A 16618-nucleotide genomic window follows, 5' to 3' on the forward strand; every position below is an offset into this window, starting at 1 on the left:
CTCTTCATTTCTCATTATTACTATTGTACCCGCCGCCATTCACACAAATGCCCCGGCCCGATTGCTGCTGCTTGAATCCTCATAAAAAAACCTTTCCCCATGTGGCAGGAAAGGCTTTTTTAAACATCAGAAGCTGCCGAACTGAGCTTCATGCAGGCGCCGGTAATGGCCATTTTGTTCCAGCAGCTCATGGTGGCTCCCCTGCTCGTTAATCCCGTCCGGTGTAACAACGATAATCCGGTCCGCATGTTTAATCGTCGCCAGCCTGTGGGCAATAACGAGAGTAGTCCGCCCAACGGCAAGCTCTGCCAGTGCCTGCTGGATCGCAAGCTCTGTTTCTGTATCAAGCGCGGACGTGGCTTCATCTAAAATTAAAATTGGCGGATTTTTCAAGAATATCCTTGCAATGGCGAGACGCTGCTTTTGTCCGCCCGACAGCTTTACACCGCGCTCGCCAATAATTGTTTCCAGCCCCTCCGGAAGAGAGGCTACAAATTCCTCAAGTCGTGCGCGCTTGATTGCATCCATAACAGCTTCATCCGAGGCACCAAGGTCACCATATAAAATATTTTCACGAATCGTTCCCGAGAATAAAAATACATCCTGCTGGACAATTCCAATTTGGCGTCTGAGTGAGGCAAGCGACATATTTTTAATATCAATTCCATCAATCGAAATAAAGCCTTCCTCTGCGTCATAAAAACGCGGCAGCAAGCTGCACATCGTCGTTTTCCCTGCACCGGACGGCCCGACAAATGCCACGGTTTCTCCTGCTTGAATAGAAAGGCTGATATGATTCAGTACCGGTTTTTTTCCTTCATAGCCGAACGTAACGTTATGATATTGAATATTGCCTTTTACTGTCTCCACTTGGATGGCATCTGGCGAATCAGCTACATCCGGTTCCGTATTGAGAAGCTCTACATACCGTTTAAAGCCGGCAATGCCTTTTGGATAGCTTTCAATAATAGCATTTATTTTTTCGATCGGCCGGAAGAAAATATTCGAAAGCAAAATAAATCCGACAAACTCGCCATATGTCAGCTCATTCTGCATAACGAAATACGTTCCGCAAATCAGCACAAAAAGAGTTACAATCCGCATAAGCATATAACTGATTGACATATTTTGCGCCATAATCTTATAAGAGAGAAGCTTCGTGAAGCGGAAGCGGCGGTTGTTTTCTTCAAACTGCTCTCTTTCATGCGGCTCATTGGCAAACGCCTGCACGACCCGGATGCCGCCCATACTGTCTTCAATACGGGCATTGAAATCAGCAATGTCGCCGAATAACCGGTGAAATGCTCCCGTCATTTTTTTATTAAAGAATACGGCCAGCCATAAAACCGCCGGGACAATAATAAAGGTCAGGACCGCAAGCTTCCAGTTAATTGTAAGCATAATGCCAAACGCTCCGGTTAATGTCATAAAAGCAATGAACAGGTCTTCTGGTCCATGATGCGCCATCTCTCCAATTTCCATCAAATCACTGGTCATCCGGGAGATAAGGTGCCCGGTTTTCGTATTATCAAAAAAACGAAATGACAGCTTTTGCACATGCGCAAACAGCCTGCTGCGCATATCGGTTTCAATGTTAATGCCGAGCATATGCCCCCAGTACGTAACAACATACTGTAAGCCCGCATTCACAACATAGATAAACAGCAGGCCGAGGCTGGCGGCTAAAATTAAATTCCAGTTTTCTCCGGGCAAAAGAGTGTCGATAAAATAGTTAACGACAAGCGGGAAAGCGAGCTCCAACAGCCCGGCCAGCACCGCACAAAAAAAGTCCAGAAAGAAAAGCTTCTTATATGGACGATAATAAGAAAAAAATTGCTTAATCACACAGTCACCTGCTTTATTTATTTACATTTAACGGCTCCCTGCCAGTGAAACCTCCGGCACCTCTACCAGGTCATATGTTAAACAAACTGGTTTTTCGACCGCGGATCACGGACAATTTCCGTTTCAGTTTGAAAAACGTTATATAGATTTTCTTTTGTCATAACTGTTTCGGGTGTTCCTCCGCAAACAATAGCACCTTTGCTCATCACAGCAATATAGTCAGCAAAGCGCGCAGCGTGCCCATTGTTTTACCTCATTTATATTTCCTTTATCTGCAAAGAATGCAATTGATAATCAGTATCAGTTAAAAGGTACCATACATCTGATACTTTTGTCCATACATTCATAAGAAAAGCACGGAGAACTGCCGGATGCTAAAGCACGCTGCCCCAAAAAAAAAAAAGCCTTGACCTGGGTCAAAGCATTACTTCCTTTATCCACTTCTCCAGCAAAAAGGGCAGCTGCTCAAAAGCGTGCTGGATATGCAGCCGTTCCGTTCGTTTATGAGCGTCTTTTCCAAACGGACCGATATTTAAAACAGGAGCCTGAAGCCTGGCCATTTCGGAAAACGGAATAGAATAAACTTCCTTCCAGACCGGAGTATTTCGTTCAAACGCCTGCCAGCCTTCTCCTTCACCGCTTCCGTTCACGTAGCTTAAATCACAAATCCCATTAAAGTAATGGACACGCTCAATCGGCATTCCAAACTTCTTTTCTGCAAGATTCTTCAGAAAGTCCACTGTTTTCTCTACCAGCTCGTCACCTGAAGAATTTACTGCTGGATAAAAAGGAGGAGCAAATAATAAGATGACTGCCGGCGCCAGTTCCTGCGACTGGATAATTAATCTGTCGGCTATTCGAATCGACTTTTCACGGTCATCCCATTCCTCATTTGCATAGACATCCGCTTTTACTTCTTCCACAAACTCGTTTCCGAATTTCCCGGCAGAATGCGAGAGCAGCTCTTCATAGCGGAGAACACGCACTTTTCCAATCGCCTGAATCCGGTTCGCCCGGCAAATAGCCTGATATGCTTTGCTGCACTCTTCTGCCGCTATTTGAGCCGTTTGTTCAAATATATTCATAATTTCCCGGGGTGTTTGTTTCAGTGTAAACACATTATAGAGCGCAGAGGACCGGCAGGGTGTCTGGGTTGAATATTCCAGCCGAAGGTCTTTTTGCTGCAACGTCACCGGCAGCGGCGTCGATTCGCCAAACACCGTTTCCTGAAACAGCGGGTTCCATTCCATTTTTCTTGTTAGAAAAGAAGCAATATAAGTGGAGGTCAGCCCGTTAAATGGTTCGCCTGCATGTGTTTCCCTTCCATAAAAAAGCGCTCCGGGCATCATCTTGCCAATCGTGCCTGTGTAAACCTTGCGTGCTGTATCGCCGGGTTTTTGCGTAAATACCGGCTCACTGTTTACGAAAAGGCTGTATGTAAGACCGAATTCTTCTTGAAGCTCCAGCAGCTTCGGTACAGCGGCACGCATCCCGGCTGAATTGACTTCTTCATCCGGAACGGAAAGAAGGAGAAGATTAACCGGCCAGTTTTCCACGCTTGCTTTTTCAAGCAGCTGAAGATGAAGCGCCAGCCCCATTTTCATATCCATTGTCCCGCGCCCAAATAAGTAATGGCCTGACTGCAAATCTTCAAGTGCATCATCAGGCAAATCATTTGGCCGCTCCATCCAATAGGCGGTTAGTTCCTCGGGCTGTGTCGCCAGCGGCTCCAGCTCCCCGTATTCTTCGGTGCTGACCGTATCAAAATGGCTGATAAAGCAAATTGTTTTTACTGCTTCCGGATGCTTGTAGAGTGCTGTAATGAATTTTCTGCGGGAATCAGCTGTATGCAGAGCCAAATGGTCTGGTTTTCTTTGGAAATAGTCCAGCTGTAAAAGCTTTGATTGAAGCTTCATCGGAAACTGCCGCTCATCCTCGGTCAGTGTAATGCTTTTCCAGCTGACAAGCTCAGCGAGCAATCCACGAAGCTTTTCCGGTGAATCCCATAATAATGCTGCCATAGCGGCCACTTCCTTTCTAACTAAAATAAAAAAGATTATTTCTTCATTTTGAAATATACTTTCTGAAAATTCAATCTATATTTTCGCATAACTATTTTTTCAAGTGTTTTTTCTTGGCATAACAGGGAAAGCTGGCAGGTTTTACGTGAAAATCCTTTTGATTCTTTCAATCGCCCAGCACAATTCTTCTATTGAAATAGTTAAAGGCGGTGCAAAGCGGATAACTGTATCATGTGTTTCCTTGCACAGAAGACCCTTCTGCTTCAGCTTTTCACAATAGGGACGGGCTGCTTCTTTTAATTCAACACCGATTAATAAGCCCCTCCCTCGTACTTCTTTGATTGCCGGGTGCGTAAGCTCAGCAAGCTTTTTTTGAAAATACGTGCCCAGTTCAAGCGACCGGGTAACAAGGTTTTCTTCTTCTATTACCTCGAGCGAGGCAATGGACACAGCACAGGCCAGCGGATTTCCGCCGAACGTTGATCCATGTGATCCCGGATTAAATATTTTTAGTATATTTTTATCCGCCACAACGCAGGAAATGGGAAATACCCCCCCTCCAAGCGCTTTTCCAAGAATAAACATATCCGGTTTTACACCTTCCCAGTCACAGGCAAACAGCCTGCCGGTACGGGCGAGCCCTGTTTGAACTTCATCGGCAATAAACAAAACATTATGCTTCCGGCAAAGCACCGATGCGGCTTTTAGAAAGCCCGGCGGCGGAATAATAATTCCCGCTTCTCCCTGAATTGGCTCAACTAAGAAGGCAGCTGTATTCGGGGTGATTGCCGCCTTAAGCGCGTCAATATCGCCATAAGGAATCAGCTTGATGCCTGGCAGCATTGGCCCGAAGCCGCGCTTGTACTGCGCTTCAGATGAAAGGGATACGGCTGTCATCGTCCGTCCGTGAAAATTGCCGGTGCAGACGATGATTTCTGCCTGATTTTCCGCTGCTCCCTTTTCATCGTACGCCCAGCGGCGGGCTGCTTTTACTGCTGTTTCAACTGCTTCGGCTCCCGTATTCATTGGCAGCGCCATGTCTTTGTTTGTCAGCCTGCAAATTTTTTCACACCATGGACCTAGCTGATCGTTATAAAATGCTCTGGATGTTAATGTTACCCGGTCTGCCTGATCTTTCAGCGCCTGAATAATTTTTGGATGGCGGTGCCCCTGATTAACAGCGGAGTAGGCACTGAGCATATCCATATACCGGTTTCCTTCCGGATCTTTTACCCAAACACCCTCTGCTTCCGCTATAACGACAGGCAGCGGCTGGTAGTTATGCGCCCCGAACCGCTCTGCCTGCTTCATTAATTGTGTTGATTTATCGGCTGATTCCATTCTTTTTTCCCCTTTCCACATCAAAACATTTCCAAAATGACTTTTCCCTGCATATGGTGGATTTAATAATTCCCAACTGCCCAATTTCAGCGGTTTCGTTAAAATATATGATTTTTCAGGAACTTCATTTATACTTCTTCATAATGAGACGGCAGAATGCGAATGCATTCAATTATGAAAAAGAAAACATTACCCATAATAAAAAGATATGCGAAATCGAAGCTACATGAATACTTTTAAAAGATGAACAATAAATTTTCCCGTTTATTGTAACTGGTACAGCTTGCCGCTTCTTTTCTAAATACCAACAGCAGGTTTCCGTAAATTGTATGAATATTCGAATTTATGCACGCTTGAACCATTTCTTTTTTACGTTTTTAATGAATAGACAGGACATTTAGGAGAGAAGGAGGTTTTTCTATGAGTAAGAGACATGTATCTATCATCGGTGTGCCGATGGATTTGGGGCAGACCCGCCGTGGAGTTGACATGGGACCGAGTGCCATCCGCTACGGCGGGCTGCATGAACGCCTCGAAAGCCTTGGCTATATTGTGCATGACAAGGGAGATATTGCCGTTGAGATTCCTGAAAATGCGGCCCAGCCTGATAATACCAATTTAAAAAATTTAGATGCCGTTGTGAAAGCAAGTGAACTGCTGGCAGAAAAAGTAGAAGAAACCGTTATGGAAGGCCGCTTTCCGCTTGTGCTGGGCGGCGATCACAGCATTGCTCTTGGAACGCTTGCCGGAATCGCGAGGAAACACAAAAAATTGGGCGTTATCTGGTATGACGCGCATGGAGATTTAAACACTGCTGATACGTCTCCGTCCGGGAATATTCACGGTATGCCGCTTGCCGCCAGTCTTGGTATCGGGCAGCCGTCTTTAACCAGCATAGGCGGCTTTGCTCCGAAAATAAAGCCTGAGCATGTGGTCATTATAGGTGCCCGTGACCTGGATGAGGGAGAACGAAAGCTTATTAAAGAACTGGGCATTAAAGTATATACAATGCATGAAATTGACCGTCTGGGCATGACAACCGTTATGAAAGAAACGATTGATTACCTGCGCGAGCGGACTGATTATGTTCACCTTTCTCTGGATCTTGATGGACTCGATCCGACTGAAGCCCCCGGCGTTGGCACACCGGTCGCGGGCGGCCTCAGCTACCGGGAAAGCCATCTGGCCATGGAAATGCTGGAAGAATCAACTATTGTTACATCAGCAGAGTTTGTAGAAGTAAATCCAATCCTAGATGAAAAAAACAAAACAGGTGATGCAGCAGTTGCTCTGATCGCTTCCCTGCTTGGTGAAAAACTGCTTTAACGATGCTTTTCAATCACTGCCGCCTTAGAGCGGTATTTTTTCTGGCCTTTTATGCAGCCCTCCGCTTTTTACTCAGCTGTCCCCTAAAATATTAAGATTTTGTAAAGGTTAGCCTTTTTATTAACGTATCCAAAATAATGTGCTATCATTGATTACGAAAACCGATATTGACTTTCGTTATGGGGAGGAGACAGCTTATTGGAAGACAAAGTACTGCGCAAGTTATTTCTCGGCTTTATCCATATTCACATTCTTCACCACGCAAAAGAGCACCCTATCTTTGGCGCCTGGATGCTGGAAGAGCTGCGTGAGCATGGATATACAATTAGTCCCGGCACACTGTACCCTATCCTGCACACGATGGAAGAAGACGGCCTTCTGACCCGTGAAGACCGAAATATTGAAGGGAAAATAAGAAAATACTATACGATAACGGACAAGGGAACGGATATCTTAAATGAAGCACGCAAAAAAGCATGTGAGCTGTTTAAAGAAATTAAAGACTAAAGGAGATGACGATGAAAAAAATTAATTTTGGTACACTAATGGAGATTCTGCTTGTTTCAACCCGGCTTGGATTTACCTCTTTTGGAGGCCCGGTTGCCCATTTAGGTTATTTTCATGAAGAATACGTGCGCCGGCGCAAATGGATGGACGAAAAAAGCTATGCTGATTTAGTGGCTCTGTGCCAGTTCCTTCCCGGGCCGGCGAGCAGCCAGGTCGGAATTGGAATCGGAGTTATACGCGGCGGCATTCTCGGGGGGATTATTGCCTTTCTCGGTTTCACCCTGCCATCTGTTATTGCTTTAATTATTTTTGCGCTCTTGCTTCAAGAATTCAATGCGGCCGATGCCGGATGGATTCACGGATTGAAAATTGTGGCGGTGGCAGTTGTGGCTCATGCTATTCTTGGCATGGCCGGAAAACTAGCACCGGACTTAAAGCGAAAAGCAATTGTTCTTGCTGCCCTGGCCATTGTTCTTTTGTGGCAGACTGCTTTTACGCAGGTTAGCGTTATTTTAATCGCTGCAATAGCAGGCTTTCTTCTCTATAAAGAGCATAAGACAGATTCAGCACCATCATTTTCTTTTCCTGTTTCCCGGACGTTTGGCGCAGCTTGCCTCTTTCTCTTTTTTATCCTGCTCGTTCTGCTGCCGATTTTGCGGGATACCGTCTCATTAAGCTGGATAGCTCTGTTTGACAGCTTTTATCGAAGCGGCGCGCTTGTTTTTGGCGGCGGCCATGTTGTGCTTCCGCTTTTAGAGCGTGAATTTGTTCCGGCCGGCTGGCTGACGGCAGAACAGTTTTTAGCCGGCTACGGAGCCGCTCAGGCAGTGCCCGGACCGCTTTTTACATTCGCTGCTTATATCGGTGCTGTCATCGACGGCTGGGCGGGTGGATTATTGGCAGCATTTGCGATTTTCCTCCCTGCATTTCTCCTTATTCTCGGCGCACTTCCTTTTTGGGATGCGCTGCGCCGCAATCCAAACATTCAAGGCGCGCTTATGGGGGTTAATGCAGCCGTTGTCGGCATCCTGATCGCCGCTTTTTATACTCCTATCTGGACGAGCACCGTTACCGCAGCTGTTGATTTTGTTTTTGCAGCGATTTTGTTCAGCATGCTTGTATACTGGAAGGTTCCCCCGTGGGTCGTTGTTGTTACTGGTGCACTGGGCGGCATTCTTCTCAGCTCGTTCAGCTGAAAAAGCTGTTCCGTATAAACGGAACAGCTTCTTTTGATGCTTTACATTCCAGTTCTTATTCATTTTTTGAATCATTGCCTACATACTTTCCATAATCCGGAACGGCTACGCTGTCAAACTCCTGAACTAATCTTTTCAGTCCGCCCGACAGCTCTTCCCCTTCCACTGGCGGTCCATGTCCTGTTACAGCCAGGGCTGGATTAAGATTTGCCAATTTTTGCACCGATGCTTTTGCCGCATCCCAGTCTGTAGTCAAATACCGGGGCGGTCCATTCAATTCCTGCTTTTGTGTCAACACTTTGTAAAGCGCGTCTTGTTTTACTGTGACAAAGGCATCGCCTGCCAGTAAGGTCCTGTCTTTTTCTTTAAATAAAGAAACATGGCCGGGTGAATGCCCTGGAGTATGAATCCAGCGAAAATCAGGCAGATGCGGCACCGTTTGATCGTCAGGAAGTTTTCGTATATTGCCGCCTAAATCAATCGGTTCGTTCGGGAACATGGGAGACATTTTGGCCACGGCGCCTCCCTCGACCGTTGGGTCCGGCTCGGGGTAACTTGTTTGCCCTGTTAAAAAAGGAAGCTCGAGCTCATGGGCATAAACAGGCACATCCCAATGCTGGATTAACTCGATAACAGCGCCAACATGGTCGAAATGGCCATGCGTTAATATGATAGCTCTGGGACGGCTGTCTGGTCCAAAATGTTTTTCAGAAACTGAAATGATCTCATCCGCAGATCCCGGCATTCCCGCGTCAATTAGGACAAATTCGTTCGTTTCCGGATTTCCAGCGAAGCAAATATTAACAATTTGAATCGTATGGCAAAGCAAATCAGGCTGCATTTTAATTGATTGGCCGCTGTTGACGGATGTGGCAGGAATACGTTTATAATCGCTGCCGTATTTCATATTCTGATCCATTTTTTGTCCTCCCTTGTATTAGTGAGTAATCAAGACGTATTATTCCATTGTTTGAAATAAACTATTTGCAGCGGCTTTGCAAAGATTGCTTAAATAACCGGGCGGGTCCGTTCATATCTTGGATTGCAGTAGTAAGGCGGCCTGGAGCCTATTTTAGGCAGCTGATAGCGTGAAGAGTCTGCCGTATAGATAACCTCTTCTTTTTCATGTGACTGGTTTATCAGCAGTAACTTCACTTCGTAATGAATAATAACGGGATTCATCTCTCCGTCTCCCTCCTATTTTGTTCCTTCATACTTTATTCAAGCACTCTTTATCTTGCCTCCCGCCTGCAGGGATTTAAAAGGCAATTTTTATTTTACAGATGAAGGCAGTTGGATATGCACAGCAGAAGCCCACCTTACATAAAGTGATGTTAGCTATTATTTACCAAGAAGGAGGGGATTCCCATTTCGGCCAATGAAAAAAAAGCCGCTGCGAAGCAAGCCAGTCAGACATATCCTCTTTACCCGAACTACGGAAAAATAACCCAGTACCAGGACGTTCCATTAACTGTTCCCGAACAGCGCCAGCTTCGCCAGCCAGGGTTAGAGAAGTGGATGGTTCCTCAGCCTATTATTGAGAATCCAAATTACAAAGGAAGCGGAAAATTAAAGGGGAAAACTGCGCTTATTACAGGCGGAGACAGCGGAATTGGCGCGGCAGTGGCTATTGCATTTGCTAAAGAAGGTGCTGATACAGCCATTTCTTATTTGGATGAGCATGAGGACGCCGAACGGACCCAAAAAAGGATTGAGTCGCTTGGACAGCGCTGTTTGCTGCTGCCCGGTGATGTAAGAGAAAAGCAGCAGTGTGTAAATATAGTTGAAAAAACAGTAGAAACCTTCGGCAAACTGGATACTCTCTGCAACCATGTCGGCATTCAATTCCAGCAATTAAGCTTACTGGATATTACTGATGAACAATTTGATAATACGTTTAAAGTAAATATTTATTCTCATTTCTATACTACCCGGGCCGCGCTCCCTTATTTAAAAGCGGGAAGCTCGATTATTAATACTGCTTCTGTCGTCGCTTACGATGGCTATAAGGAATTAATTGATTATACAGCTACAAAAGCAGCGAATGTCGGGTTTACGCGAGCATTGGCCAATAATCTTATCAGCAAGGGCATCCGCGTGAATGCAGTGGCACCCGGGCGGGTATGGACACCATTAATTCCGGCCAGTTTTTCAGCAGATCAAGTTCCGCTTGTGAACAATCCAATGAACCGCCAGGGCCAGCCGTTTGAACTGGCACCCACTTATGTTTACCTTGCTTCGGACGATTCACGCTTTGTTACCGGGCAGACACTCCACGTAAATGGAGGAGAATGGACTTCTTCTTAACTGTATAAATTGAATAAAGCTTTTTACACGGGCTGTTTACTGTACGGAAAATCATTTGTTCAATTTATTAATCACTGCTTATGGACGGTATCTACTATTTTGGGGCGGTATTTCCTATGTGACGGCCGGTAAACTATTTTTCCGCCCCTGGCACTCGGAAAACCGCCCTAAATTCCTTTATACCGGCCCAGCACAGCGAACCCGGCGGAATTTTTACATTCTTGGGCATTTTCAAACACCCGCTTACTGCTGAGTGATGCCAGCTCGTTCTCACCTTACTCAATTAACCGTTCTTTACAACACAAAACCATTACTATAGTCCTATCAGAAGGTTTTTTCAGAAATATCATTTAAGAAAAGATTTTTATTAATAATTATTATAAATAAATATTGACTTTTGTTTGAGAAGTGTTATCATTGCAATATAAGCTAAACAAATATCTGATGAGGTGATTCATTTGATCGAAAAAAGCAATCGTTTAACGACCAGCTGGGGTGCTCCTGTTGGCGATAATCAAAATTCACAAACGGCTGGCCGGCGCGGCCCTACTTTAATTCAGGATGTTCACTTACTTGAAAAATTGGCGCATTTTAACCGGGAACGTGTCCCTGAGCGTGTAGTTCATGCAAAAGGTGCCGGTGCCCATGGTTATTTTGAAGTAACAAACAATGATATCTCCAAATACACAAAAGCCGGCTTTTTATCTGAAGCAGGCAAACGCACACCGATGTTCATCCGTTTTTCAACGGTTGCCGGTGAGCTTGGCTCAGCTGATACGGTTCGTGACCCGCGCGGCTTCGCAGTGAAATTTTATACAGAGGAAGGCAACTATGACATCGTCGGAAACAACACACCTGTGTTCTTTATTCGCGATGCGATCAAATTTCCTGACTTTATTCATACACAAAAACGCCATCCGCAAACACACTTAAAAAACCCGAACGCGGTTTGGGATTTCTGGTCTCTTTCACCTGAATCACTTCATCAGGTAACGATTTTAATGTCTGACCGTGGTATTCCGGCAACACTTCGCCATATGCACGGATTTGGCAGCCATACATTTAAATGGGTAAACGCAGAAGGACAAGCTGTATGGGTGAAATACCACTTTAAAACAGATCAGGGTGTAAAAAACCTTGATGTTGACCTGGCTGCTAAACTGGCAGGTGAGAATCCGGATTATCATACAGAAGATTTGTTTAATGCAATTGAGAATGGCGACTTCCCTTCCTGGACGCTTTCTGTTCAAATTATGCCAGTTGAAGATGCCAATACGTATAAATGGGATCCGTTTGATGTGACAAAAGTATGGTCACAAAAGGATTATCCATTAATTGAAGTAGGCAAAATGACTCTTAACCGCAATCCTGAAAACTATTTCGCGGAAGTGGAACAGGCAACGTTCTCACCAGGCACCCTGGTTCCTGGTATTGAACCGTCACCGGATAAGATGCTGCAAGGCCGCTTGTTTGCTTATGCAGATGCACATCGCTACCGTGTCGGCGCTAACCATAATACACTGCCAATCAACGCACCAAAGTGCCCTTATCACAACTATCAGCGTGATGGCCAAATGCGCTTTGACGGCAACGGCGGCAGTGCAGTTTATTACGAGCCAAACAGCTTCGACGGTCCTAAAGAATCTCCGGAAGCGAAGCTGACGCCATTTGAAGTAGAAGGACAGGCCGGCCAGCACAACTATAGCCATGATGACCACTATACACAAGCCGGCGACTTGTACCGCTTGCTTTCTGAGGATGAGCGTACTCGTCTTGTTAACAATATTGTTGGTGCAATGAAGCCGGTTGAACGTGAAGATATCAAACTTCGCCAGATCGGCCATTTCTATAAAGCAGATCCGGAATACGGAACACGCATTGCAGAAGGCCTTGGCCTGGCTATTCCGGTGCCAGCCGAATAATAAAAAAGAGGTATACCGCCCCCAGGGCGTATACCTCTTTCATCTTTAAACCAAGGAGTGAAACGAGTGAAAACAGCTCAAATCTGTCCGAACTGCCAGACTGCCGTTAAAAAATTAAAACATAGCACACTGTGCGGCTGCGGAATAAAATTCATCACTATTTCCCGGCAAAAATAAATTAAGCCTGTTTAATGGCACCCATTCCCGTTAAAATTTCTTTTGCATCCTTATTCAGATATACTTCAATATCTTCGCGTACAAACAAAGCGGTGTTGTTTTTTAACAGCATTTTGATTCCCCGCAAATCAAACTGGCGCGAATAATCGTTAATAGCATTAATAATAAGTGTTTCCTTTCTGGTCAATGCTTTGTGCCCCGCTTTTTGCTGATCAATCAAAAAGTTCATAATCTCTTTAGCATTGCTGTTTAATACCCGCCTGTTTTTTTCGAGCTGATCCAGGTTAGCTTCAATATACTTTCTTGCGGAAAAATAATCCAATTCATCTACATGTTTATTAATAACAGTGGCTAATTCAAATAATTCCATTTTTTCTCCTTTTTACATATAATCAAAAAGTCCTATTACTTTTTTAATTATAGAGAAAAACAAACAAATAAAAAAGAGATTTTAAAATACTTCCGGGTAATCTGTAATAATTGCTTCGACAGGTATACCGCTTGCTTTAATCCGCTCCCATTCCTTTATTTCATTGATCGTATATAAACGAAGAAGCATTCCATTTTCTACCGCCTCTTTCCCATACCTGCTGAGTGCAAAAGAAGCCTGCGTATGAAGAGCGGTCAGCCCAAGATCCTTTGCCCTGGCTAGTGCGTCGCGCTTTATTTTCCAGACCAGCCCGGCCACAGCAATATACGGATCCAGTTCAATGACTCGTTTGATACTGTCAAAGTTAAAGGAAGAGATCACGACTCTCCCCCGCATATCAAAGTGCTCAATTAAATCCAGCACCTTTTTTTCAATACCATGGTACGGTACTTTATTTGTTTTTAATTCTATATTAATTTGCAGACTGTTTCCCGAGGCCCAGGTGAAAAATTCGTCAAGCGTCGGTATTTTTTCACCTTTAAACGAAGAGCTGAACCAGCTGCCTGCATCCAGCTCTTTCACTTCTTCAACGGTCATTCGCTCAATCGCTCCCGCTCCGTCTGTTGTCCGGTTTACCAGCTCATCATGGATAATTACAATTTCCCCATCACGGGTCATTTGTACATCCAGCTCGATGCCATCTGCCCCTTTTTCCACCGCTGCGTAAAAAGCAGCCATTGTATTTTCCGGATGCGTACCGCTTGCGCCGCGATGGGCGAAAATGACCGGCTGCATTTCCATATGAATCTCTCCTTTTCTCACATCATCCTTACTATCTTATGCCAGAAAGGAATAAACGCGCTACTCTTACGTAAAGGCAGTTAAAGCGCTATTACCTTTCTGTGCTTCTTGCCTGCTATCCTTCTTCTCTGCTATTTTCTTATTAATAACTCAAAAAAACCGGCTCCAATGCAGGAGCCGGCTTTTACTATTTTGTGATTTTAACGAAAAACACTTTTAAGTAGCTGCCTTCTGGAAAAGCGGAAATCGTACGGAAATCATCCGGGAGTGAATAATGCTCCAAAATATCGTATCCTGCTCCTTTTTCCTTGCAGGCCGCCTTAATAAATTGCTTAAAGGTCTTTACGCTTACAGCACTGCTGTTTGTGGAAGCGACAATCACACCGCCGTTTTTTGTTAAATCAATCGTTTCTTTTAACAATTTTGTGTAGTCCTTTGCCACGCTGAATGTCCGTTTTTTTGTTTTAGCAAAGCTTGGCGGGTCGACAACAACAAGATCAAAGGTCCGCTCTTTACGAGCCGCATATTTAAAATATTGAAATACATCCTCTACAACAATTTCATGAAGAGAGGGATCAAGCTGATTGGCTTCAAACTGCTGGATGGTTTTTGGCTTGCTCCGGTTGGCCACATCCACGCTTGTTGTTTTTGCAGCACCGCCCAGGGCTGAGCAAACAGAAAAAGCACCTGTATACGAAAACATATTCAACATTTTCGCGCCATTTGAATACCGCTCGCGAATCGCTTTTCGCACTTCACGCTGGTCAAGAAAAACCCCTGTCATGGCTCCATCGTTTAAATCAACTGCAAAATTTACTCCGTTTTCTTTTATGATCAGCGGAAAGCTGCCCCGCTCTCCTTCCACAAAATCATCGTCTTCAATATACTGGCCCTTTTTGTCAAACCGCTTTTTCTCATAGATGCCCTTATAAACAAGTTTTTTACGCATTGCCTTTAAAATATCTTCTCTAAATAAATATATGCCCTCGCTGTACCATTGGATTAAATAAAAGCCGTCATAGTAATCGATAGTCAGGCCTCCAAGCCCGTCTCCTTCACCATTCAATATGCGGAACGCCGTTGTATCCGGATCCTCCATTAATTTTTTACGCCTTTGTACAGCCGCTTCAATTTTTCTCGCAAAAAAAGCATCATCAATAGATTCCTCGGGCTCCCGGGAAATGACCCAGCCAACTCCTTTATTCTGTAAACCGTAATATCCTGTCCCAATGTAATTCTTTTTATCGTCTAAAATCCGAAGAATAGTACCTTCTTCTTTTAACGCCTTCAAATTTTGTACGGCTTCTTTTTCAAGAAGCGGATAGCCGCTGCGAAGCTTTGCCGCTGCTTTCTTATTTACTTTTATATCAAGTAGTGTTTTCATTCTTTCCTCCTGAAGCTTTTTTCCTTTATCTTACCAAAAAGAATCAGCAATCGGTATATTTTAGGTGTATGGTACAATTTAAAAAAAGGACTTGAAGGGATTTTTATACAATGTTTAAAATGTTAGCGGGTTCATTGCAATGGGCAGTTTTTTTAATTGCCTCTTCTATCGCCGCTCCCGTAGCAATCGCGGCTCTTTTTCATTTGAATGCGGACGGCACAGCGGATTTTATTCAACGTACGATGCTTGTTCTGGGCGCCGCCGGCATCCTGCAAAGTTTATTCGGTCATAAACTGCCGATTAATGAAGGTCCCGCCGGATTATGGTGGGGTGTTTTCACTATTTACGCCGGATTTGCCGGTGTTTTATATGCCGATGCCTCTTCCACCTTACAGGTGCTTCAAAGCGGCACCCTTTATGCAGGTGTGCTGTTTTTCTTGTTTGCGGCCTCCGGTCTGATGAATAAGATGAAAGGCCTGTTCACACCAACGATTACATTTGTGTATTTGCTGCTGCTTGTCCTGCAGTTAAGCGGCACGTTTGTGAAAGGCATGATGGGGCTCCCGAATGAAGACGGCCATGTAGATGTTATCGTTATTTTCGGAAGCCTGCTCACCCTTGGCTTTACTTTCTGGATCAGCGGACACCCGAGTCCTCTTTTACGGCGCTATTCAGTGTTAATTTCAATCGGAGCCGGCTGGCTTGTTTTTATTCTGCTAGGAAAAGGCGGACTGCCTGCTATGGATAACACTCCAGCTTTTTCACTGCCGGATTTACTCGTATTTGGCCCGCCGGTTTTTGATGGCGGTATGCTGATCACGTCGTTTTTTATTACACTGCTGCTTATTGCAAACATGATGGCGTCCATCCGTGTAATGGAAGGAACACTGCGCCGGGAATTTGAAGAAGAAGCGCCAAACCGCATCCGGCAGGCCGGCTTTTTCGCCGGGATTAACCATTTTATCGCGGGAGCGTTTTCCGCAGTTGGTCCTGTGCCGATTTCCGGTGCAGCCGGGTTTGTTTCCGCCACCAGGATGCGTTCGATCTGGCCTTTTGCTGCCGGCTGCCTGCTAATTGTTATTGTCACCTTTTTTCCCGCCGCTATGCTTTTTCTTTCATCACTGCCCGCTCCGGTTGCTTATGCCGTGACATTTGCCATTTTTACCGGAATGGTGCGGATGGCTTTTCATGAGCTGAGCAGCACAAGTGATTTGGAGCGTTCACTAAAAGTAGCGGCAATCGGGCTGATGAGCGGTGTTGGCTTTATGTTTCTCCCGCCTGAAAGTGTATCGGAGCTTCCGGCAGCGGTTGCAGCAACATTGTCAAACGGCCTCGTTACCGGCACGGTTCTCGCCCTTTTATATGAACAATGGCTGCTCCGGCGCCGTGAAAATTGAGGATGCTCAAAAAGCGGTCATTGC

14 protein-coding genes are annotated in these 16618 nt (G+C 45.1%); 6 read left to right on the forward strand and 8 right to left on the reverse strand.

All coding sequences use genetic code 11. The features are described from left to right. Positions 1-126 precede the first annotated feature (126 nt). The 3 genes from VP98_RS13420 to VP98_RS13430 form a co-directional block, all read right to left on the reverse strand. On the reverse strand, positions 127-1845 hold the full coding sequence (locus VP98_RS13420) for an ABC transporter ATP-binding protein (protein WP_046175896.1): 1719 nt from the start codon (positions 1843-1845) through the stop codon (positions 127-129). A 416-nt stretch (positions 1846-2261) separates the two neighbouring features. Further along, positions 2262-3866 (reverse strand): M20/M25/M40 family metallo-hydrolase, encoded by a 1605-nt coding sequence (locus VP98_RS13425; RefSeq protein WP_046175897.1) that lies wholly within the window; start codon positions 3864-3866, stop codon positions 2262-2264. A 141-nt stretch (positions 3867-4007) separates the two neighbouring features. Next, entirely contained in the window at positions 4008-5207 is a 1200-nt protein-coding gene (locus tag VP98_RS13430; RefSeq protein ID WP_046175898.1) for an ornithine--oxo-acid transaminase, read from the reverse strand. A gap of 420 nt (positions 5208-5627) precedes the next feature. Here VP98_RS13430 and rocF point away from each other — a divergent pair, with 420 nt between their 5' ends. The 3 genes from rocF (at position 5628) to chrA (ending at position 8236) form a co-directional block, all read left to right on the forward strand. Then, complete coding sequence (gene rocF / locus VP98_RS13435; protein WP_046175899.1) at positions 5628-6533, forward strand: arginase; 906 nt, start codon at positions 5628-5630, stop codon at positions 6531-6533. A gap of 198 nt (positions 6534-6731) precedes the next feature. Then, positions 6732-7040 carry a PadR family transcriptional regulator gene (locus VP98_RS13440; RefSeq protein WP_046175900.1) on the forward strand — a complete coding sequence of 103 codons (309 nt, stop codon included), beginning with the start codon at positions 6732-6734 and terminating at the stop codon, positions 7038-7040. Positions 7041-7051: 11 nt separating this feature from the next. Continuing rightward, positions 7052-8236, forward strand: a complete 1185-nt coding sequence (gene chrA, locus VP98_RS13445) for a chromate efflux transporter (protein ID WP_082087932.1) — start codon at positions 7052-7054, stop codon at positions 8234-8236. Between the two features lie 55 nt (positions 8237-8291). Here chrA and VP98_RS13450 read toward each other — a convergent pair whose 3' ends face one another. Together VP98_RS13450 and VP98_RS19120 are read right to left on the reverse strand one after the other, a co-directional pair. After that, the gene (locus VP98_RS13450; RefSeq protein ID WP_046175902.1) at positions 8292-9155 is read right to left on the reverse strand and encodes an MBL fold metallo-hydrolase; all 864 of its coding nucleotides are present in this window, start codon (positions 9153-9155) and stop codon (positions 8292-8294) included. 89 nt (positions 9156-9244) lie between these two features. After that, the gene (locus VP98_RS19120) at positions 9245-9418 is read right to left on the reverse strand and encodes a hypothetical protein (protein ID WP_197076597.1); all 174 of its coding nucleotides are present in this window, start codon (positions 9416-9418) and stop codon (positions 9245-9247) included. A 336-nt stretch (positions 9419-9754) separates the two neighbouring features. Between VP98_RS19120 and VP98_RS13455 the strand changes: the two genes are divergently transcribed. Beyond that, entirely contained in the window at positions 9755-10543 is a 789-nt protein-coding gene (locus tag VP98_RS13455; RefSeq protein WP_231584179.1) for an SDR family oxidoreductase, read from the forward strand. Positions 10544-11004: 461 nt separating this feature from the next. After that, the gene (gene katA, locus VP98_RS13460; protein WP_156151395.1) at positions 11005-12465 is read left to right on the forward strand and encodes a catalase KatA; all 1461 of its coding nucleotides are present in this window, start codon (positions 11005-11007) and stop codon (positions 12463-12465) included. Between the two features lie 178 nt (positions 12466-12643). On the opposite strand, the gene VP98_RS13465 is transcribed toward katA, so the two are convergent. The 3 genes from VP98_RS13465 to VP98_RS13475 all read right to left on the reverse strand — a co-directional run bounded on the left by VP98_RS13465 (position 12644) and on the right by VP98_RS13475 (position 15197). Beyond that, on the reverse strand, positions 12644-13012 hold the full coding sequence (locus tag VP98_RS13465; protein ID WP_046175905.1) for a hypothetical protein: 369 nt from the start codon (positions 13010-13012) through the stop codon (positions 12644-12646). Positions 13013-13093: 81 nt separating this feature from the next. After that, positions 13094-13813, reverse strand: a complete 720-nt coding sequence (locus tag VP98_RS13470; RefSeq protein WP_046175906.1) for a glycerophosphodiester phosphodiesterase — start codon at positions 13811-13813, stop codon at positions 13094-13096. Between the two features lie 187 nt (positions 13814-14000). Further along, on the reverse strand, positions 14001-15197 hold the full coding sequence (locus tag VP98_RS13475; RefSeq protein WP_046175907.1) for a class I SAM-dependent rRNA methyltransferase: 1197 nt from the start codon (positions 15195-15197) through the stop codon (positions 14001-14003). A 110-nt stretch (positions 15198-15307) separates the two neighbouring features. Between VP98_RS13475 and VP98_RS13480 the strand changes: the two genes are divergently transcribed. Then, positions 15308-16594, forward strand: coding sequence for a purine/pyrimidine permease (locus tag VP98_RS13480; protein WP_046175908.1), 1287 nt, complete (start codon positions 15308-15310; stop codon positions 16592-16594). The last annotated feature ends 24 nt before the right edge of the window (positions 16595-16618 follow it).

Source organism: Domibacillus indicus (assembly GCF_000970685.1).
Classification (GTDB): Bacteria; Bacillota; Bacilli; order Bacillales; family Domibacillaceae; genus Domibacillus; species Domibacillus indicus.